The sequence below is a fragment of the Acinetobacter sp. WCHA55 genome (assembly GCF_002165305.2).
Taxonomy (GTDB): Bacteria; Pseudomonadota; Gammaproteobacteria; order Pseudomonadales; family Moraxellaceae; genus Acinetobacter.
Genome location: NZ_CP032286.1, coordinates 2,735,465 through 2,753,808, shown reverse-complemented (window position 1 = coordinate 2,753,808; position 18,344 = coordinate 2,735,465). Strand labels below are relative to the sequence as shown.

The 18,344-nt window shown below is 42.6% G+C and carries 20 protein-coding genes; 15 read left to right on the top strand and 5 right to left on the bottom strand.

Annotated features, from left to right (window positions below):
• The first annotated feature begins 2 nt into the window (after positions 1-2).
• The 7 genes from CDG62_RS16050 to CDG62_RS16020 all read left to right on the top strand — a co-directional run bounded on the left by CDG62_RS16050 (position 3) and on the right by CDG62_RS16020 (position 5,372).
• Entirely contained in the window at positions 3-1,934 is a 1,932-nt protein-coding gene (locus tag CDG62_RS16050) for a copper resistance system multicopper oxidase (protein ID WP_087528224.1), read from the top strand.
• Positions 1,921-2,214, top strand: a complete 294-nt coding sequence (locus tag CDG62_RS16045; protein WP_087528225.1) for a hypothetical protein — start codon at positions 1,921-1,923, stop codon at positions 2,212-2,214. The genes CDG62_RS16050 and CDG62_RS16045 overlap by 14 nt, the downstream gene beginning before the upstream one ends.
• Positions 2,201-3,127 (top strand): copper resistance protein B, encoded by a 927-nt coding sequence (locus tag CDG62_RS16040; protein WP_087528226.1) that lies wholly within the window; start codon positions 2,201-2,203, stop codon positions 3,125-3,127. Before CDG62_RS16045 ends, CDG62_RS16040 begins: the two co-directional genes overlap by 14 nt.
• Before the next feature lie 235 nt (positions 3,128-3,362).
• Complete coding sequence (gene sugE, locus CDG62_RS16035; protein WP_087528227.1) at positions 3,363-3,680, top strand: quaternary ammonium compound efflux SMR transporter SugE; 318 nt, start codon at positions 3,363-3,365, stop codon at positions 3,678-3,680.
• A gap of 82 nt (positions 3,681-3,762) precedes the next feature.
• A complete protein-coding gene (gene sugE / locus CDG62_RS16030; protein ID WP_010325989.1) occupies positions 3,763-4,080 on the top strand; it encodes a quaternary ammonium compound efflux SMR transporter SugE in 318 nt (105 codons plus the stop codon).
• Between the two features lie 32 nt (positions 4,081-4,112).
• Positions 4,113-4,598, top strand: a complete 486-nt coding sequence (locus tag CDG62_RS16025) for a methylated-DNA--[protein]-cysteine S-methyltransferase (RefSeq protein ID WP_087528228.1) — start codon at positions 4,113-4,115, stop codon at positions 4,596-4,598.
• 120 nt (positions 4,599-4,718) lie between these two features.
• A complete protein-coding gene (locus CDG62_RS16020; RefSeq protein WP_416232132.1) occupies positions 4,719-5,372 on the top strand; it encodes a nuclease-related domain-containing protein in 654 nt (217 codons plus the stop codon).
• A 30-nt stretch (positions 5,373-5,402) separates the two neighbouring features.
• On the opposite strand, the gene CDG62_RS16015 is transcribed toward CDG62_RS16020, so the two are convergent.
• The gene (locus CDG62_RS16015; RefSeq protein WP_087528230.1) at positions 5,403-6,170 is read right to left on the bottom strand and encodes a hydroxymethylpyrimidine/phosphomethylpyrimidine kinase; all 768 of its coding nucleotides are present in this window, start codon (positions 6,168-6,170) and stop codon (positions 5,403-5,405) included.
• A 93-nt stretch (positions 6,171-6,263) separates the two neighbouring features.
• On the opposite strand from CDG62_RS16015, the gene CDG62_RS16010 reads away from it, so the two are divergent.
• Positions 6,264-6,908: an HAD-IA family hydrolase gene (locus CDG62_RS16010; protein ID WP_087528231.1), complete on the top strand. Its 645-nt coding sequence runs from the start codon at positions 6,264-6,266 to the stop codon at positions 6,906-6,908.
• A gap of 98 nt (positions 6,909-7,006) precedes the next feature.
• Here the strand turns inward: CDG62_RS16010 and CDG62_RS16005 are convergent, their stop codons facing one another.
• Together CDG62_RS16005 and CDG62_RS16000 are read right to left on the bottom strand one after the other, a co-directional pair.
• Positions 7,007-7,750: a sporulation protein gene (locus tag CDG62_RS16005; RefSeq protein WP_087528232.1), complete on the bottom strand. Its 744-nt coding sequence runs from the start codon at positions 7,748-7,750 to the stop codon at positions 7,007-7,009.
• Between the two features lie 83 nt (positions 7,751-7,833).
• Complete coding sequence (locus CDG62_RS16000) at positions 7,834-8,298, bottom strand: Lrp/AsnC ligand binding domain-containing protein (RefSeq protein ID WP_004694947.1); 465 nt, start codon at positions 8,296-8,298, stop codon at positions 7,834-7,836.
• Between the two features lie 137 nt (positions 8,299-8,435).
• Here CDG62_RS16000 and CDG62_RS15995 point away from each other — a divergent pair, with 137 nt between their 5' ends.
• From CDG62_RS15995 to CDG62_RS15975, 5 genes are all read left to right on the top strand, one after another.
• On the top strand, positions 8,436-9,695 hold the full coding sequence (locus CDG62_RS15995; protein WP_086210758.1) for a D-amino acid dehydrogenase: 1,260 nt from the start codon (positions 8,436-8,438) through the stop codon (positions 9,693-9,695).
• Positions 9,696-9,731: 36 nt separating this feature from the next.
• A complete protein-coding gene (gene alr / locus CDG62_RS15990) occupies positions 9,732-10,829 on the top strand; it encodes an alanine racemase (RefSeq protein ID WP_087528233.1) in 1,098 nt (365 codons plus the stop codon).
• 37 nt (positions 10,830-10,866) lie between these two features.
• Entirely contained in the window at positions 10,867-11,226 is a 360-nt protein-coding gene (locus tag CDG62_RS15985; protein ID WP_004694941.1) for a RidA family protein, read from the top strand.
• Positions 11,227-11,368: 142 nt separating this feature from the next.
• Positions 11,369-12,811: an amino acid permease gene (locus CDG62_RS15980; RefSeq protein WP_087528234.1), complete on the top strand. Its 1,443-nt coding sequence runs from the start codon at positions 11,369-11,371 to the stop codon at positions 12,809-12,811.
• Between the two features lie 186 nt (positions 12,812-12,997).
• Positions 12,998-14,104, top strand: a complete 1,107-nt coding sequence (locus tag CDG62_RS15975; protein WP_087528235.1) for an acyltransferase family protein — start codon at positions 12,998-13,000, stop codon at positions 14,102-14,104.
• A gap of 81 nt (positions 14,105-14,185) precedes the next feature.
• On the opposite strand, the gene hemJ is transcribed toward CDG62_RS15975, so the two are convergent.
• Positions 14,186-14,638: a protoporphyrinogen oxidase HemJ gene (hemJ, locus tag CDG62_RS15970; RefSeq protein WP_087528236.1), complete on the bottom strand. Its 453-nt coding sequence runs from the start codon at positions 14,636-14,638 to the stop codon at positions 14,186-14,188.
• 77 nt (positions 14,639-14,715) lie between these two features.
• A complete protein-coding gene (locus CDG62_RS15965; RefSeq protein ID WP_087528237.1) occupies positions 14,716-15,945 on the bottom strand; it encodes a beta-ketoacyl synthase N-terminal-like domain-containing protein in 1,230 nt (409 codons plus the stop codon).
• A gap of 278 nt (positions 15,946-16,223) precedes the next feature.
• Between CDG62_RS15965 and CDG62_RS15960 the strand changes: the two genes are divergently transcribed.
• Both CDG62_RS15960 and rpsL read left to right on the top strand, forming a co-directional pair.
• Complete coding sequence (locus tag CDG62_RS15960) at positions 16,224-17,681, top strand: EcsC family protein (protein WP_087528238.1); 1,458 nt, start codon at positions 16,224-16,226, stop codon at positions 17,679-17,681.
• Positions 17,682-17,835: 154 nt separating this feature from the next.
• Positions 17,836-18,210 carry a 30S ribosomal protein S12 gene (gene rpsL, locus CDG62_RS15955; protein WP_002050319.1) on the top strand — a complete coding sequence of 125 codons (375 nt, stop codon included), beginning with the start codon at positions 17,836-17,838 and terminating at the stop codon, positions 18,208-18,210.
• Positions 18,211-18,344 lie beyond the last annotated feature (134 nt).

Here is an 18,344-nt window from a genome sequence, read left to right as displayed (position 1 = left end):
TCATGTCTATTCAATTTAAACAAAGCCTCATCCTTGGGGTGTGTCTGATGTCATCTTCTTGGAGCTTTGCCGCAGTCAAAGAATACCAATTGGTGATTGATGAAAGCCCAGTTAACTTAACGGGAAAGTCGCTCAAGCGGATTAGTGTCAATGGGCAGTTTCCAGCGCCTTTGCTTGAGTTTGAGGAGGGTGATGATGCAGTCATTCGCGTTAAAAATAACCTAAAAAATCAAGACTCATCAATCCATTGGCATGGTTTGCTTTTGCCTGGGTTGATGGATGGTGTCCCGGGTTTTAATGGGTTTAATGGCATTCAGCCGAAAAGCGAATTTGTCTATAAGTTCAAAGTTCGCCAGAGTGGAACTTATTGGTACCACGCACACTCGAAGGGACAAGAACAGGACGGGCTGTATGGCGCATTGGTCATTTATCCTAAAGATAAAAAGCCTTTAGCTCAGTATGAAAAAACCGAGCGTGACTATGTGGTGATGCTATCAGACTTCCATGAACAGAGCAGTGAACAAATTCAGAAGAATTTGAAGATTTCTGCCGAGTATTATCAAAATCAACGCGAAACCTTAGGTGATACTTGGAAGCAAGTGCAACGTGATGGTTTAAAAGCTGCGTGGAAAGACCGTTCGATGTGGAATCAAATGCGTATGTTGAAAACGGATTTGTCCGATGTCACGGGCTATACCTTCCTTATCAATGGTAAAACGCCTGAGCAGAATTGGACAGGTATGTTTAAGCCAAATGAAAAGGTTCGGTTGCGTTTTATCAATGCCTCCGCCATGTCTTTTTTTGATATCCGTATTCCTCATTTAAAAATGACCGTGGTCAGTGCAGATGGTCAACCCGTCAAACCCGTTCCAGTGGATGAGTTTAGGATTGGAACGGCCGAAACTTATGATGTGATTGTGGAACCGAAAGCAGGGCATTACCAAATTGAAGCAGAGTCGATTGACCGTTCAGGCTACGCGATTGGAACTTTACACAATGAGTTGATGCCAATGGCACAGAGCATACATATGCCCGCGCCGCGTCCACGCTCACTGTTGACTATGGAAGATATGGGACACGGCTCAGAACATACAGGTATGGATCATTCAAAGATGAATCATGAAGCGATGGCTGAAATGGATCACTCGAAAATGAACCCTGAAGCGATGCCTGAAATGGATCATTCGAAAATGAATCATGAGGCGATGTCTAAAATGGGTCATTCGAAGATGAATCCTGAAGCGATGTCTGAAATGGATCATTCGAAAATGAATCATGAAGTAATGCCTGAAATGGATCATGCGAAGATGAATCATGATGCAATGGCGAATATGGATCACGCTCAACACAACACGAAAACAAGTTTGGTACAAGAAGCTGTTACACCAGTTTATGGTTGGGCGAATGCTTCTACGCCTAAAGGCGATAAGGCATTGCAATATAGTGATCTCAAATCCTTAGAACCCCAAAAAGATACCCGTGAGGCAACGAGCGAGTTGGTGATTCGTTTGGGCGGAACTATGGAGCGCTACCTGTGGACCATCAACGGAAAAAAATTTAGCGATGCTGAACCGTTAAAAGTGAAGTATGGCGAGCGTATTCGGATCAAATTTATCAATGACAGTATGATGGCGCATCCGATGCATTTGCACGGGATGTTTATGCAACTTGAAAATGGGCAAGCTGCCGTTGATATGCCGAATAAGCACACGTTGATTGTACCACCAGGTAAAACAGTGACCGCTTTATTGACCGCAGATGAGTTAGGCGAATGGGCCATTCACTGTCATCTGCTTTACCACATGAGCTCAGGCATGATGAATAAACTGATTGTGGCCAATGTCAGTGACGCTCAAGTGTCCACCACCCCAATTCAAGGGCAAAAAGCAGCAGTTCAAGCTGAGCCAAAAGGAGATGAACATGCGCATCACTAATCTTTTTTCAGGCTTTACTTTAGCTGTTACTGTCTTATTTTGTTCGTTTGCTATGGCTGCTGAAACTCATGCACAGCACGAAAAACAAAAAGCCAAATCAACAAGCCAAGCTCAGTCCAAAGAAATGGCGCATGAGCATCATCAGCATCGTGCCGATGAGCATGCTCAGATGCTGAAACAGAAAAATGCGGTGGGTCAGCCTTCATCGGAGAAACACGCTCAAACTCAACCAAGTAAGCAGCCGAATGCTCAGAAAGGAGATCATCATGCGCACCATTAATCTTTTTTCAAAAAGCATATTGAGCAGTTCTTTAGTGTTGATGAGTGCTGTAGCTATGGCGCATGAAGGGCATGATATGCCTGCTGAAGCAAATGAAAATATGTCCATGACCACTGAGCCTGTGATGTCACAACATGCGCAGCATCAGGCGATGACCATTCCAACTCAAGTTGCTCCGCAGTCTAGTGCACAACATGGGCAGCAGATGAATCATGATTCAACAGCACATACACACGATCACCGTAAAGAGCATGGTGCACAAATTTATGCAGTCACCACCGTTGATAACAAGTGGTTGTTGAATGAAGACGGCGATGGTGGTTTAAAGTCTGAGTTTGAAACCCGTATCGGGACAGATGAAAATAAGCTGTTTATCAAAGTGCATGCAGAAAAGCAGGAATCGCATAAGGCTGAGTATGATGCCAAACTATTGTATAGCCGTATGATTTCAGACTTTTGGGATGTACAGGCGGGTGCACGTTACCGAGTTGAAAAAGTGCAGCGTGAACAGCATGACTGGGATACGGAAGAAAAAGTGGATGGGGTACTTGGCTTACATGGTTTGGCGCCGTATTTCTTTGAAACCGATGCCTATGTGTATGCTGGTGCAGACAACTATGCCGCATTTAGTTTGGAAACTGAGCGGGACTTGTTATTGACTCAAAAGCTGATCTTTAAACCTTATTTAGATCTGAATCTTATTTTTAGTGATGACTCTAAATATGCCAAAAAATCAGGTCTTAGTAGCGCAGTCGTCGGTCTTGAGACGCGTTATGAAATCAGCAAAAAAGTCATGCCTTACGTGGACATTGCCTATGAATATGGCAAAGGTAATGAAGCGACGGCTTGGCAAGCTGAAAGCGATGAAGAGAAAGGTTGGCAGTATGGAATGGGTATTCGCTTTAAGTTTTGAGTTGAATGTTTAGGTTTAAAGTGAATACCTGAGATTGCACTAGATTTGTGCTGAAAGAGGGGTGATCTGCTGGTTTAGATCACTCCTTTTTCAATTTAATGATTTTTAAGTGTAAAAATAACTCATTTTGGTGCGTATTTTGCTATAATTTAAGGCATATTCAGGAGGAACGACCTCCCTCATATTGAGAAAATTCGTCAGGACGACCTGACTCTAGTGAAGTGGAGTTGGTAGTATGGCTTGGGTTTTTCTTATCTTTGCGGGTCTGTTTGAAATCGTTTGGGCATATTCAATGAAGCTGTCTGAAGGGTTTAGCAAACTTACACCCAGCGTTATCACCATTGTGTTCATGATTTTAAGTTTTGGTTTACTGGCCTATGCAATGCGAACATTGCCGCTAGGGACTGCGTATACCATTTGGACTGGAATTGGTGCGATAGGGTCTTTCTTGGTGGGGATTTTTATTCTAGGTGAACCCGCAACGGCTATGCGGATGTTTGCTGCGGTGCTGATTGTATCAGGTCTGATTTTGATGAAACTTTCATCAAGCTAAACTCATTTAAAAATGTCGAGCTTCAAGCGAACCTTCGTTTGGAGCTTTGTTGTTTCTGTATTCGATAGAAGGTGGGTTAAGTATGGCATGGGTGATTTTAATTGTTGCGGGTTTGCTCGAAGTGGTTTGGGCCTATGCGATGAAAGTATCGGATGGTTTTACTAAACTGACGCCGAGTATTTTAACCCTCGTGTTTATGGTAGCCAGTTTTGCGCTGCTGTCTTATGCCATGAAGACCTTACCTTTGGGCACGGCCTATACGGTTTGGACAGGGATTGGTGCGATTGGTTCATTTTTGGTTGGAATTTTGATTTTAGGTGAACCTGCTAATGCCATGCGGATGCTCGCAGCGGTTTTAATCATTTCTGGGCTTGTACTGATGAAACTTTCATCGTCATAATGTTGCTACATAGACAATTTTTGTGGTGAAGCATGCGCTTATTTTTTAAATATATGCCATCTCCTGTCGGGGTACTGAGACTGGTGGCACATGATCAAGCCTTGGTTGCCGTATTATGGGAAAATGAAAACCCAAAACGGGTACGTTTAGCTGAGTTGGTCGAACAGAATCAGCATCCAATTTTGCTGGAAACGGAACGGCAGTTGAGCGAATATTTTACGGCAAAGCGTCAGAGTTTTGATTTGCCTTTGGATTTTGCGGGGACAGATTTTCAGAAGCAAGTTTGGCAGGCTTTATTACAAATTCCGTTTGGTGAAACCCGAAGCTATAAAGAGATTGCACTACAGATTGGCAATGTCAAAGCTGTTCGTGCAGTGGGTGCAGCCAATGGCAAAAATCCGATTTCAATTATTGCGCCGTGTCATCGGGTGGTGGGGGCGAATGGAAAGTTGGTTGGTTTCGCAGGTGGTCTGGACAATAAAGATATATTATTAAAGCTTGAGAAAATTTCGAATTAAGCTTGTTTTCAGAGTTTTTACGCTCGTTTTTTAGTTTAATAATTTAAAAATCATAATCTTATGTTTTAATCTATCTTCTTTTGAAGAATGGTGTCTCTAACTCAAACAACGATGAATAATATGATGAGTCAAATTGTGGGGAATGTATTTTCAGAGCTATGGTGGATGCTGCTGATCTTGTTTGGGATTGGCCTTTTAAAAGCGTTTAAGCCTTATCTGAAAGGAAAGTTTGGGGAGTTTGCGGTTCAAGCGCATGTAAAACTATATTTGGATGAGCGTTATAGTCTAATCAACGATGTGACTTTGCCTGATGAGCAGGGTGGAACGACGCAAATTGACCATATTGTATTAAGTCCCTTTGGTGTTTTTGTAATTGAAACCAAAAACTACAAGGGTTGGATTTTTGGTGGTGAACGTCAAAAGATGTGGACGCAGAAAATTTATAAAAAGAGCTTTAAATTTCAAAATCCGCTACATCAAAACTATAAACACGTCAAAGTCCTGCAAAGTGTGTTGCAAGATATTGTTGATGTAAACTATATCCATTCTGCTGTGGTGTTCATGCCTGAATGTGAGTTCAAAACTGCGATGCCCAGTACGGTATTTAGAGGTAAAGCATGGGTCGACTATATAAAGACCTTTAATACAGAGGTGATTCCAGCAATGAAACTGAAACGGATTCAGCTTCGGATTGAAAAAGAAGTGCTAGAAAAGTCATGGAAAACCAACCGTGAGCATGTGGCACATTTAAAACAACGTCATCAAGACAGTTAAACAAAACCCTGCATATGCAGGGTTTTCTACTTAAAAACGCTTTGGAATTTTCTGACCGCCTTCAACAGGTGTTTCTGCCTGTTTTAATACGCCAAAGAGCCATGTTTCGGCATGATGTACTGCGACTTTAACACTGTCACCTTGTGCCAAACGACCGGCAATAAAACTCGCCAGCGAACAACCTGAACCGTGATATTCACCGGCTAAACGTGGGCAGCGAGTTTCAGAAATGAGCTCGCCATTCACAAACAGAGCATTGCGAATATAGTCTGGTGTGTCTTCATGACCACCTTTCACTAGTACCGCTTTGGCACCCATTTCAAACAGTTTTTGTGTTGCAGCAGCTAAATCATCGAGACCTGTTAACGCCCGTAGCTCAACTGTATTTGGGGTAATAATGTCTGCTAATGGGATCAGTTCAACAAAAGCTTTGACCAAGGTTGCTTGATCGCCCAGTGAACCTCCACTGTTCGCCACTAAAACAGGGTCGAGCACATACTTGTACTCAGGATGTTCACGTAGAAACTCAGCCAGTGCTGCAATATTATCTGTGGTGCCTAACATGCCAGACTTTACGGCTTTAATTGGTAAATCACCGACCACAGCGTTTGCCTGAGCGAGCAGCAATTCTTTTGACGTTGCTTCAAAGCCAAACACTTGTTGCGAGTTTTGAACAGTGAGTGCTGTACACGCAATGGCTGCATGCGCACCACTTTGACCAATCGCTTCGATATCGGCCTGTAAACCAGCACCACCTGAAGGGTCTAAACCAGAAAAGCACAGTACGGTTGCGCGCACAGAAATATCCTTGTTGCGAAAATTTGCGATAGTATAGGCAACTTTGGCAGAACTCTCGATAGTATTTTATTTAAAGCCCAAGAAGGATCAGCTGTGATTAAACATATTTTGCTAGATTTAGATGGAACCTTAACAGATCCGAAAGTTGGCATTACCACCAGTGCGCGTTATGGTTTAAACAAAGTCGGACATCCTATTGCTGAAGATTTAAATATTGACTGGATTATTGGACCACCCCTAAAAGCGTCTTTGGCAAAACTCTTAAATGTTGCAGTGGACGATGTTTTGGCGGAGCAAGCTCTACTGGGCTATCGTGAGCGTTTTGCGGTGAAAGGTTTATATGAAAACCATTTATTTGCCGATGTTGAACCGACCTTAAAAAAACTAACCGAGCAGGGTTATCACTTGTATTTGGCGACAGCAAAACCAGAAGTCTATGCCCGTCAAATCTTAGAGCATTTCAATTTACTACAATACTTTGTACACCCCTATGGCAGTGAACTGAACGGTGAGCGCACCAATAAGGGAGAGTTGATTGCTTATATTTTAGAAAAAGAGCAGTTAAAAGCAGAAGAATGTCTGATGGTTGGCGATCGTGAGCATGACATTTTGGGAGCACGTCGTAACGGTATTGACACCATTGCGGTGGAATACGGTTATGGTTCTGATCAAGAGTTGACGGAAGCCGCACCAAAAGCACGAATTAAAACCTTTGCCGATGTCTTGGACTTTATTTAATTCAGATAGGATTTAATGCGGACAGGATTTAAATAATGCCTTTTTAGACTGCGCACTACTGTCTACATTTAAACAGTTGTGCGCAGTGATTAAAAAAATTAAAGTCCCAACATACGTCTAATTTCATTCGCTAACAGTGCAGGATTGGCCTGATGATGTGGAATGGTAAGGCTGTTGAAGCCATCACCACGAAATTTACGATCCACTTCCAAAAGCACATGGGTTTGATGTTGCTCTGCCACAAAGGACACTTCAACTTCATTGATACTATTGAACAATTGCATAGGTCTAAATTCAAGTTCTTGATAACAACCAATACTGGAGTAGAAGCCGTTGCCACGCAATTGGCCTTTTTCAACATCGACGGTCATCAACTGAAAACCGCATTGCTGCATGGCTTGAATAAATGCCTGCATGGTCGGTGTCGGTAAGATCTGTAAATAGTCTTTGTCAGTTGCATCGAGTCCCCAGTCCACATCTAAATGCGTATGTAACCACACTCGGGTTTTATTGATGCGACAAGGCACATCTGTAATTGGCGTTTCAAAGGGCAGTTGAATCGAAAAAGGAAATGCATGTGACTGATGGGCTTGTAACTCAAAAGACCCGCTAATGTGCCATTCGGCAATACTTAACGCGCTATTGTATTCAGCATCATCTGACTCAACCTCGGCTGTGGTCATGAGCTTTAAATAAATACCGTTGATAATTTTATTAGATGCTACACCTTTAAAAATAACCTCACCCTGAATGGCTTGACCCGCTTGTGGCGCGGTGGTGTGTAGACGAGTATCGACTTGAATGCCTTGTAAGCCAAGACTAGACATAAGTTTGTTAAACATGATGCAGAATTTCCAATAGGGAATCGATAGATTTTAAACATTTAAAGTGAATGCATTTTTAAAATGCATATTTTTAATAAGCTTTAGCGAATGTCCAAATAAAAACTTTCTTTGACTTCTTCCATCACAATATAACTGTGCGATGACGCTGAAGAGGGCAGTTTTTTTAGTAAATCACCCAATAGGCGTCGGTAGGCACTCATTTCTTTTAAACGGGCTTTGACCAAATAATCGAATTCACCTGAAATCAGATGGCATTCTAAAACCTCAGGAATTTCGACCAAGTCACGCGCCACTTGATCAAACACATCGCCAGACTTAGCTGACAGCTTAATTTCTAAAAATACCAATAAGTTTCGATCGACCAGTTGCGGATTGAGGCGTGCGTAGTAACCCATGATAATACCATCACGCTCTAAGCGTTTGACGCGTTCCGAACATGGCGTGGTTGAAAGGTTAACGCGAGAAGCCAATTCACTAATCGCAATTCGTCCATCGCGCTGCAAAATGTCTAAAATTTGCTGATCAATCCGATCTAATTTACGCATTATAAATTTCCTATGTTTAGAATTTTAGCGCGACAAAAATGGCGATTTACCTAGATTATAATGATAAAAACAGTGAAAAAAACTATTAACCTAAAAATATACTAGTGAAATAAACTAGTGTGTGTAAGGGATCAGTCATGCGTGTAATTGTCTTAGGTAGTGGTGTCATCGGTGTTGCAAGTGCATATTACCTTGCACAACAAGGCGCAAGTGTTACGGTTTTAGACCGTCAAGCTGGTCCTGCTGAAGAAACTAGCTTTGGGAACGCAGGGCAAATCTCTCCGGGTTATTCTACACCGTGGGCTGCACCTGGTATTCCGTTTAAAGCCGTAAAGTGGATGTTCCAACATCATGCACCCTTAGCCATTAACATTGATGGTAGCATGTGGCAGTTAAACTGGATGGCGCAGATGTTAAAAAACTGCAATCCACAAAGTTATGCCATTAACAAAGAACGTATGACGCGTGTTGCTGAATACAGCCGTGACTGCTTACGTGAACTACGTAAAGAAACTGGCATTCACTATGAAAACCGCGCGAAAGGAACTTTACAGGTTTTCCGTAATGAAGCTCAATTGGATGCCGTACAACGTGACATCCAAGTGTTAAAAGAATGTGGCGTCGACTACGAACTATTATTAAAAGATGACTTAGCCAAAGTTGAGCCAGCTTTAGAATATGCCAAAGACAAACTGGTCGGTGGTTTGCATTTACCGAATGATGAAACAGGTGACTGTTACCTATTTACCAATGCTTTGGCAAACCTTGCAAAAGACATGGGTGTAGAATTTAAATTTAACCAAAATGTTGAAAAACTAGTGGTTGAAGGGGATGAAATCAAAGGCGTGGTGGTGGATGGTCAAGTGCTTACAGCAGACCGTTATGTGCTTGCTTTTGGTAGTTATTCACGTGATTTCTTGAAGCCATTGAATTTGAATTTGCCTGTATACCCTGTCAAAGGCTACTCACTAACCATTCCAATTGTAGATCCTGCATTTGCGCCACAGTCTACGGTTCTTGATGAAACTTATAAAATTGCCATCACGCGTTTTGACCAACGTATCCGTGTGGGGGGGATGGCAGAACTGAGTGGTTTCAACCACGGTTTAAACCAAGATCGCCGTGCAACTTTGGAGATGGTGACTCAAGACTTATTCCCAGGCGGAAACTTAGCTGAAGCCAGTTTCTGGACAGGTTTACGTCCAATGACACCAGACTCAACGCCAATCATTGGTGCGACTCGTTTTAAAAACCTATTCTTAAATACAGGACACGGCACCTTGGGTTGGACCATGGCATGTGGTTCAGGCAAGCTTATTAGTGACTTGGTGATGAATCATCAACCAGACATCAGTACTGAAGGTCTCTCTATTCAACGTTATCCTTCAGCAGCCTAATTCGTTTTAGGCCATATTGATTCAAGGAAGAAAACAATGCCACGTCCAATTACTGCAGTGATTCATAGCCAATCACTGCAGCATAATTTAAATGTTGCTCGCACTAAAATGCCGAATAGCCAAGTCTATGCGGTGGTCAAAGCCAATGCTTATGGTCACGGTATTGAACGCGTCTATCAAGCGTTCAAATCTGCCGATGGTTTTGCGCTACTCGATTTGGCAGAGGCAAAACGCATTCGTGCTTTGGGTTGGACAGGCCCAATTTTGTTACTTGAAGGTATTTTCTCAGAGCAAGATCTATTTGACTGCCATGAGCTAGGTTTAAGCTTCAGTATTCATAGTGAATATCAACTTGAATGGTTAGCGCGTTTTCCTTTAGAGGCAGAGTTCGATGTTTATTTAAAAATGAACAGCGGCATGAACCGTTTAGGTTTCCGTCCTGAACAGTACCGTCAAGTGTGGCAGCAGCTTTCAAACTTGCCTCAAGTTCAACGTTTGACCCATATGATGCATTTTTCGGATGCCGATGGTGAGCGTTTCGGACGTGACGGCATTGCACATCAATGTCAGTTATTTGATGCCATTACCCATGATCTACCAGGTGCACGTTCAGTCAGTAACAGTGCAGCCATCTTACGTCATGAACAGTTGCAGTCGGATGTGATCCGCAGCGGCATCATGCTCTATGGTAGCTCACCAGATTATCCAACCCATTCGATTCAAGACTGGGATTTGCAACCCGCCATGAGTTTGCGTAGCGAGTTGATTGCCATTCAGCAGTTAAAAGCAGGCGATAGTGTCGGTTATGGCTCAAAGTTCATTGCTGAAAGCGACATGCGTGTGGGTATTGTGGCTTGTGGTTATGCCGATGGTTATCAACGGATTACCGCAACAGGTACGCCTATTTTAGTCGATGGACAACGCAGTAGCTTGGTCGGACGGGTGAGCATGGACATGTTAGCGGTCGATTTATCTCACCTCCCAAATGCCCAAGTTGGCAGCGAAGTGGTGCTGTGGGGTACTTCGAAACAGGGCACTGTGCTTAGCATTGATGAAGTCGCAGCAGGTTCAGGCACGATTGGCTATGAGCTGATGTGTGCTGTTACTGCACGTGTCAATTTTATCCAAGATTAAATTTTATTTTTATACAGTTTCATACAAGGAAAGACCTATGTCACATTCAGACATTCAAAAATTCAACACCAACGAAGTCATGAGTGCAGTCACTGTGTTTAATCAAGTGGTGTATTTGTCAGGGCAAGTGCCAAAAAATACCGACAATGATGTCGCAGGTCAGACCCGTGAAATTTTAGCAACAATTGATGAGCTTTTAGCTTTGGCAAATACAGATAAATCACGTTTGTTATCTGCTCAGCTTTACATCAAAAATCTCTCTGATTTTTCTACAGTCAATGCGATTTGGATTGATTGGATGAACGGTTGTGTAGCACCTTCACGTGCCACGATTCAGGCTGATTTGGTGAATCCAAACTGGTTGATCGAAATTGCAGTAACGGCCGCACAAAACTAATTTTTTAAACTCTCCCCGTGTGTATCAGCCCTTTGGCCCAGGCTGAATGGCTGATCAGCGTATAAATACCGCCCGTTAGGAAAACGAGCACTGTATGAACTTGGTTTATACGCAAAAAAGGACTTTAACAGGATGTTAAATTATGACGACTACCCCACAAGCTGACGGTGCAAATGCATCATCGCATGAATTACAACGGAAATTATCCAACCGCCACCTGCAATTGATTGCCATTGGTGGTGCGATTGGTACGGGCCTGTTCATGGGTTCGGGCAAAACCATCTCTCTTGCTGGTCCTTCGATTCTGATCATTTATATGATTATCGGGACCATGTTCTTCTTCCTCATGCGTGCATTGGGCGAAATTTTATTGTCCAATTTACACTATAAGTCGTTTATCGACATGGCTCATGATTTGATTGGGCCAGGTGCGGGTTACTATATCGGTTGGTCCTATTGGCTCGGTTGGGTCTTGGTCGGTATTGCGGACTTGGCAGCCATTATTAACTATCTCGGCTTTTGGCTCCCGCCAGATATGACCTTTACGCCTATGGGACAGGCTTTAATCAGTGTCGGCTGTGTGCTGTTTGTCCTTGGGCTAAATTTGCTGACTGTGAAACTCTTTGGTGAAATTGAATTTTGGTTTGCTTTAATCAAAATTTTAGCCATTTTAGGGTTGATCGTGATTGGTGGCTTTATGGTGTTTAGCCATTTCCAAGTACCAGGTGGTTCAGTTGCAAGCTTCAGTCATGTTTGGTCGCATGGCGGGATGTTCCCTCAAGGCGGCAGTGGCTTTTTAGCAGGCTTCCAAATTGCACTCTTTGCCTTTGTCGGTGTAGAGTTGATTGGAACCATGGCTGCTGAAACCAAAGACCCTGAAAAGAACTTACCGAAAGCAGTGAATGCGATTCCAACCCGTATTATTTTATTCTATGTGTTGTCGCTATTTGTCGTGATGTCGGTGACGCCGTGGAATCAAATTCCTGCGGATCAAAGCCCGTTCGTTTCACTATTTTTACATGCGGGTATCCCAACTTCAGCCATCATTATGAACTTGGTGGTACTGTCTTCAGTGATGTCTTCCATGAATAGTGGTGTGTTCTCTACATCACGGATGCTGTTTGGTTTGGCAAGAGAAGGGCAAGCACCACAGAGCCTAGCTCGTCTGTCAAAACGTGCGGTACCAGCAAAAGGCCTATTCTTCTCATGTGCCTTTATCATGGCAGGTGCGGCGCTACAGTACTTTGTGCCGAACACGGTTGAAGCCTTTACATTAGCCAGCTCATTGTGTGTGATTCTGTTTATCAGTATCTGGAGCATTATTATGGTGTGCTATATCCGCTACCGTAAATTGCGTCCTGAGCTACATGCAAAATCGACCTTTAAAATGCCGGGTGGTGTTTGGATGTCTTATGTGGTCTTAATCTTCTTATTCTTCACGTTGGTTATTTTGAGTTTAGAGGCGGATACCCTTCGCGCATTGATGATCAGTCCGTTATGGGTGATTATTTTAGCCGTGACCTATCAACTGCTGTACAAACCGCGTATGAAAAAACGTCTGTTAGAACAGCAACTGGATAACTAAGTAAATTCATTCTGTATTTGTGATATTTGAAAGAAAGTCCTGCATAAGCAGGGCTTTCTTTTTGCTTGAGCTGAATCAATGGATTCTAGTTCAGTGTTAGATCATTGTATGATTTTATATATAAAAGCTGTTTAAATCAGGCGGTTTCACTTTTAATGAAGCACTTTAAAATTTTAATAATGATTTATGCGTAATTATAAAATTGACATCCTGCGTGGCGTGTCCATCCTTTTGGTGCTGATTCACCATTTCAATATCCCTTATAAACTGCATGATACCTTTCTCGGCATCCCCATTGGCGGCGAAAGCTTAAGTAACTTGATTGCAAGAAATGGTAACTATGGTGTGACCATGTTTTTTGTCATTTCTGGTTTTTTGATCACCCAACATACTTTGCAGCGCAACGGTTCTTTGGCGCAGATTCAGTTGAAAGATTTTTATGTTCGCAGGATTGCCCGGATTATGCCGTGTCTGGTGTTATTGATCGCAATGGTTAGCGTGCTTGGGAGTTTAGGGTTGAACCCATTTATCAATCAGGCGCCCAATGGCGTAGAGGTGTCCTATGCTGTGACTGTTCTTTCAGCTTTGAGTTTCTGGATGAATCTACTGATTATTGAATATGGTTGGGTGAACTATGCTTTGGGCGTATTGTGGTCTTTATCGGTTGAAGAAGTCTTCTATTTAGCCTTTCCTGTCCTGTGTTTAGCACTGGGTCGGGGCAAAGGCTTTATTGTTTTTCTGCTCGCCGTCATCGCGTATGCACCGTATTTTCGTGCCCTCCATTTTGGTGAGGAAAGTGGGGCTTATCTGTATCACTATTTTTCTAGCTTTGATGGAATTGCGATTGGCTGCCTCACCGCAATGTATGCGCAGCATTTCAAAGGAACTATTTATAATCAAAAAATGATTGTTGCAGTAACCGCGTTTCTAATGACCGCTTTATATGTTTATGCACCCATCAAAGAGGTGAGTACTTGGGGCATCAGCGTATTTGCGTTACTGACGGCATTACTCATATTTTGCTTTTCTCAAGAGCCGAAAGCTAAACCTGTTTCACACATGGCACGGAGTTTGGTCTGGATTGGGCAGCGCAGCTATGAAATGTATCTGTTTCATTTGATTATTCTTGGCTTAATGAAAGTGGTGTATTTCCCAAAAGCCACTTTAGCGGCTGAAAAGTTGATGTTGTTGCCTGTTTATTTTATCGCGGTGTTTATTTTGAGTTGGGCGATTGAGAAATATTATTCGACCCCGCTCAATTTAAAAATTCGTCAATTGGGGATGCGGTCATAGCGTGGATCTTGAGTTGTACTGTTGATTTTTTACAGACATTAAAAAGCCCCGAATCAATCGGGGCTTTTTAAGTGTGGGATTTTAAAATGTCGGTTTAACCACGACTAAAATCACCACAGCAAATAAAATGAGGGTCGGCATTTCGTTAAAGAAGCGCCAAAATTTGTGTGACTTGTAGTGCGCATGACCAATCAATTTCTTACGGTAATAACCGCAAACAAAGTGGTAGATCACCAATAGTCCTACTAAACCAACTTTAAGATAAAACCACAAGGCATCATGGTAGTGACGGGTTGCATCGCCCCAATCGACCAAAAAGTGTGCCGTAATGAGTGTGGCAATCATGGCAGGCCACATTATGCCACGGTACAACTTGCGCTCCATCACTTCAAAGCGCTGATGACTGACGGCATCTTCACTCATGGCGTGATAGACATATAAACGAGGGAGGTAGAAGAGCGCAGCGAACCAACAAACGACTGCAATGATATGTAATGCTTTTACCCAGAGGAAAGCATCAGAAGGAGCATCCATCAATTCACCCTATTAAAGGGCAGTGTGGAAAGTTGATCATTCACTGCATCGGCAATGAATGATCAAGATTTCTTAAATTAGCCTTCCCATTTTTTAAAAATGAGACAAGCATTTACACCGCCAAAACCGAAACTGTTACTCATCACAGTATTCAATTTTGCATCACGTTTTTCAAGTACGATGTCAAAAGGTTTTGCGCCTTCATCAAGTTCAGTCACGTTGATGTTTGGTGCAATAAAGTCATTTTGCATCATTAATACAGAGTAAATCGCTTCTTGTACACCTGCAGCACCCAAGCTGTGACCTGTCATTGACTTAGTCGAGCTGAGTGGAGGAACTTTACCTTCACCAAAGGCACGTTCCATTGCCAATAATTCTGTAATATCACCTGCTGGTGTAGACGTACCGTGTGTATTGACATAGTCAATGCTGTCTACACCGTGTTGTTTCGCTTCTTCAAGTGCCATAAGTACACAACGTGTTGCACCTTCACCAGATGGTGCAACCATGTCTGCACCGTCACTGTTCGCAGCGTAAGCAACAACTTCAGCCAAAATGTTAGCACCACGTGCTTGAGCGTGTTCAAGTGACTCAAGTACCACGAAACCGCCACCACCAGCAATAACGAAACCGTCACGGTCTGCTGAATATGGACGAGATGCAGTTTCAGGTGTGTCATTGTACTTCGAGCAAAGTGCACCCATCGCATCAAACAATAAGCTTTGTGACCAGTGATCTTCTTCACCGCCACCTGCAAGCATTAAGTCTTGTTTGCCGAGTTGAATCAAGTTGTAGGCATAACCAATGGCATCAGCAGACGTTGCACATGCGCTGGTAATGGTGTGTGCAACACCTTGCATTTTAAAAGCAACGCCAACGTTTGCTGTAATCGTATTCGACATATTACGTGGTACGAAGAACGGACCAACTTTACGTGCGCCTTTGGTGTCTAATAATTCTTTCATTTCAACTACAGATGCAGTTGAACCACCACCTGAACCACCCGCGATACCATAGCGTGGGTTGCCACCAATTTGCTCTGCTGTTAAGCCTGCGTTTTCAACCGCAGCAACCGCAGCATTGTATGCATACATGGCACAAACACCCATAAAGCGTTTTAGCTTACGGTCGATACCATCAAAGTCTTGTTCAGCAGCAGCACTGATATGACTTTTAAAATTGAGTTCAGCATAGGTTGGGTTAAAACGTGTCCCAGAAATCCCGTTTTGTAATGCATGAGTAACTTCTTCCAAAGTATTACCGATACATGAGTTGATACCCATGCCAGTGATTACTACACGTTTCATTTAAAGATCCCTTATATGGTGGTTTTGCAGAGCTACGCTTAAAGATGAATCAACAATTTATTTCTAAGCCAATTGCAACTCTTATGTTTTTAATGCAGATCATAATAGCAGAAAGAATTTTTAATTCTTATGGCAAATCCTATGCCAATTTGACTTGTCTTAAAATTGGGAGCAGAGCATTTCAACTTTACTAAAAGACACATATTGTTATTGAGATAAATGCGTACTACACCTAGTATTTAGCTAGAAATGAAAGATTATAAAGTACGGGGTACGGAATGGCGGATTCAAACAATAAACAGCGCAGTGGTTTCTTTTCAAATGCCTTCGGAGTGGCTAAAAAGCTCAGCCATACAGGTCTAGACATATTAAACCAAGTAAGCCAAGATACGACTTCAGCACTGACCAATGCTACAACTGGTGATCGTGCGGGTACAAAAACAAAATCGAAAAATAAGCGTTATGAACACCCGCAGCAAGTCTTGAGAGACCACCTGCCGACAGTATCACGTCATTTATTGGGACGTCATTATGTCAACGCAAATCGAGTCGCGCATTTTGTGTCACCACAACTTTCAGATAAGGCCGCAGATTATTTTTTTAGTCAGCTTAATCAGTTTAGCTCGAATATGAGCTCGGTCGATGCCGTTTTAGATGAAGCGGGCGTGCGTGATTTAGAAATGCTGACCCAAGATGTCGACCGTTCAAAAAGGATTAGTCAGGCACTGTCCGAACAAAATAAAATTATTGCTATCTTGCAAGGCGCACTGACTGGAGCAACAGGTTTTGTGGGTTCAACCGTAGATGTACCCGCTTCCTTAGTGATGTCGTTACGTATGATTTACCAAGTGGGGCGTTCTTATGGTTTTGACTTAACTAAAGAATCTGATCAAGACATCGTCCAGTTTATTTTTAAACAGATTGATCTTGGGCTGATTGCGGAAAAACAAACCTTGTTGATAGCGATAAAAGCGATTTCAAGTACCTTGCAAACACATGATGTCTCTCAGCTACAACAGCTTTTAGGTTCAAGCAATGACATTGAGGCCTTAAAGAAATGGTTGACCAATGCCGATGGTCAGCTGAAATGGGGACAGTCGATTGCTAACCTATCGCTACTGAATAAGCTGGCAAAACTCACACCAATTGCCAGTGCAGGGGTGAGTGCAGCTTATAGTTGGCGCCTTGTTGATGATGTACACCAAAAAGCACAACTGGTTTTTTCACAAGCCCGTCAATATATCATTCAACAAAAAGATACCAGTCTGAGTGCTTTAACTGCATATGAACGCTCACTTGAGCTTTTGGTGAAAGCCTCGCCACGACTGCTGTCACAGCGCAGTACATCAGAGACCGATAGTCTAGATTTAAAGCTTGGGACTGAAGTGGAGTTAAATGGTCATCAAAGTATTGCTAAGGTTAAAATCCAGAAAAAATCCGACAAAGTCACAGAGCCTGTCGCAACTGAAGAGCAAGTTCAACAAGGTCTGGAACAGCTCGCAGATCAAATGGTTGAGCCTCATGATGCTGTCGCACCCCAGCAACCAGCCTTACACATGGAGGAGGATCTTGCAGACTTATATTCAGTGGATGAGGTTGAAGAGACCACACAGAACAATAATGAGTCTTTTACGGAAAATGAACCTGACACAGCTTCAAAAATTACAGCGCAACCTGCTGTAGAGCTGACTGAAAAAAAGGTTACAAAAAGACGAAATGTTCCAAGTAAAAAATAAACCCTTTAAAATAGATAGAAATTTGTAAAAGCCCTGATTTGGTCAACATTACATATGGTTTGAAATGTTGACCATTTTTACGTCTTAGCTTACAATTGCATGCCCTCAAAAAGTCGTCTTTTTTTGGGTTTTTTATTAACGGGAGAATTGCCAAATGGCAACAACAAATCAGTTGATCCGTAAGGGTCGTACGACTTTAGTTGAAAAATCTAAAGTTCCTGCGTTGAAGGCTTGTCCACAACGTCGTGGTGTTTGTACACGTGTTTACACAACTACACCTAAAAAACCTAACTCAGCAATGCGTAAAGTTTGCCGTGTGCGTTTAACTTCTGGTTTTGAAGTTTCTAGCTACATCGGTGGTGAAGGCCATAACCTACAAGAGCACAGTGTTGTTCTTATTCGTGGTGGTCGTGTTAAAGACTTACCAGGTGTACGTTACCATACCGTTCGTGGTTCTTTAGACTGTGCTGGTGTTAAAGATCGTAACCAGTCTCGTTCTAAATACGGTACTAAACGTCCTAAGAAATAATCTTTCGAGATTAACTTCTTAGTTCGCTAGAACTGCAATCCTTTATCGTCTCGCTTGTCTGATTTCTGCATTAATTTTGTGAAATTCAAGCGACGTGTAGTAAGGCCAGCGAAAGCACATGACACTTTGTGCTA

Excerpts from the sequence above, each read along its gene's own strand:
- CDG62_RS16050 (WP_087528224.1), top strand. The coding sequence starts at position 3 with ATGTCTATTCAATTTAAACAAAGCCTCATCCTTGGGGTGTGTCTGATG.
- CDG62_RS16045 (WP_087528225.1), top strand. The coding sequence starts at position 1,921 with ATGCGCATCACTAATCTTTTTTCAGGCTTTACTTTAGCTGTTACTGTC.
- CDG62_RS16040 (WP_087528226.1), top strand. The coding sequence starts at position 2,201 with ATGCGCACCATTAATCTTTTTTCAAAAAGCATATTGAGCAGTTCTTTA.
- sugE (WP_087528227.1), top strand. The coding sequence starts at position 3,363 with ATGGCTTGGGTTTTTCTTATCTTTGCGGGTCTGTTTGAAATCGTTTGG.
- sugE (WP_010325989.1), top strand. The coding sequence starts at position 3,763 with ATGGCATGGGTGATTTTAATTGTTGCGGGTTTGCTCGAAGTGGTTTGG.
- CDG62_RS16025 (WP_087528228.1), top strand. The coding sequence starts at position 4,113 with ATGCGCTTATTTTTTAAATATATGCCATCTCCTGTCGGGGTACTGAGA.
- CDG62_RS16020 (WP_416232132.1), top strand. The coding sequence starts at position 4,719 with ATGATGAGTCAAATTGTGGGGAATGTATTTTCAGAGCTATGGTGGATG.
- CDG62_RS16005 (WP_087528232.1), bottom strand. The coding sequence starts at position 7,750 with ATGTTTAACAAACTTATGTCTAGTCTTGGCTTACAAGGCATTCAAGTC.
- CDG62_RS16000 (WP_004694947.1), bottom strand. The coding sequence starts at position 8,298 with ATGCGTAAATTAGATCGGATTGATCAGCAAATTTTAGACATTTTGCAG.
- CDG62_RS15995 (WP_086210758.1), top strand. The coding sequence starts at position 8,436 with ATGCGTGTAATTGTCTTAGGTAGTGGTGTCATCGGTGTTGCAAGTGCA.
- alr (WP_087528233.1), top strand. The coding sequence starts at position 9,732 with ATGCCACGTCCAATTACTGCAGTGATTCATAGCCAATCACTGCAGCAT.
- CDG62_RS15985 (WP_004694941.1), top strand. The coding sequence starts at position 10,867 with ATGTCACATTCAGACATTCAAAAATTCAACACCAACGAAGTCATGAGT.
- CDG62_RS15980 (WP_087528234.1), top strand. The coding sequence starts at position 11,369 with ATGACGACTACCCCACAAGCTGACGGTGCAAATGCATCATCGCATGAA.
- CDG62_RS15975 (WP_087528235.1), top strand. The coding sequence starts at position 12,998 with ATGCGTAATTATAAAATTGACATCCTGCGTGGCGTGTCCATCCTTTTG.
- hemJ (WP_087528236.1), bottom strand. The coding sequence starts at position 14,638 with ATGGATGCTCCTTCTGATGCTTTCCTCTGGGTAAAAGCATTACATATC.
- CDG62_RS15965 (WP_087528237.1), bottom strand. The coding sequence starts at position 15,945 with ATGAAACGTGTAGTAATCACTGGCATGGGTATCAACTCATGTATCGGT.
- CDG62_RS15960 (WP_087528238.1), top strand. The coding sequence starts at position 16,224 with ATGGCGGATTCAAACAATAAACAGCGCAGTGGTTTCTTTTCAAATGCC.
- rpsL (WP_002050319.1), top strand. The coding sequence starts at position 17,836 with ATGGCAACAACAAATCAGTTGATCCGTAAGGGTCGTACGACTTTAGTT.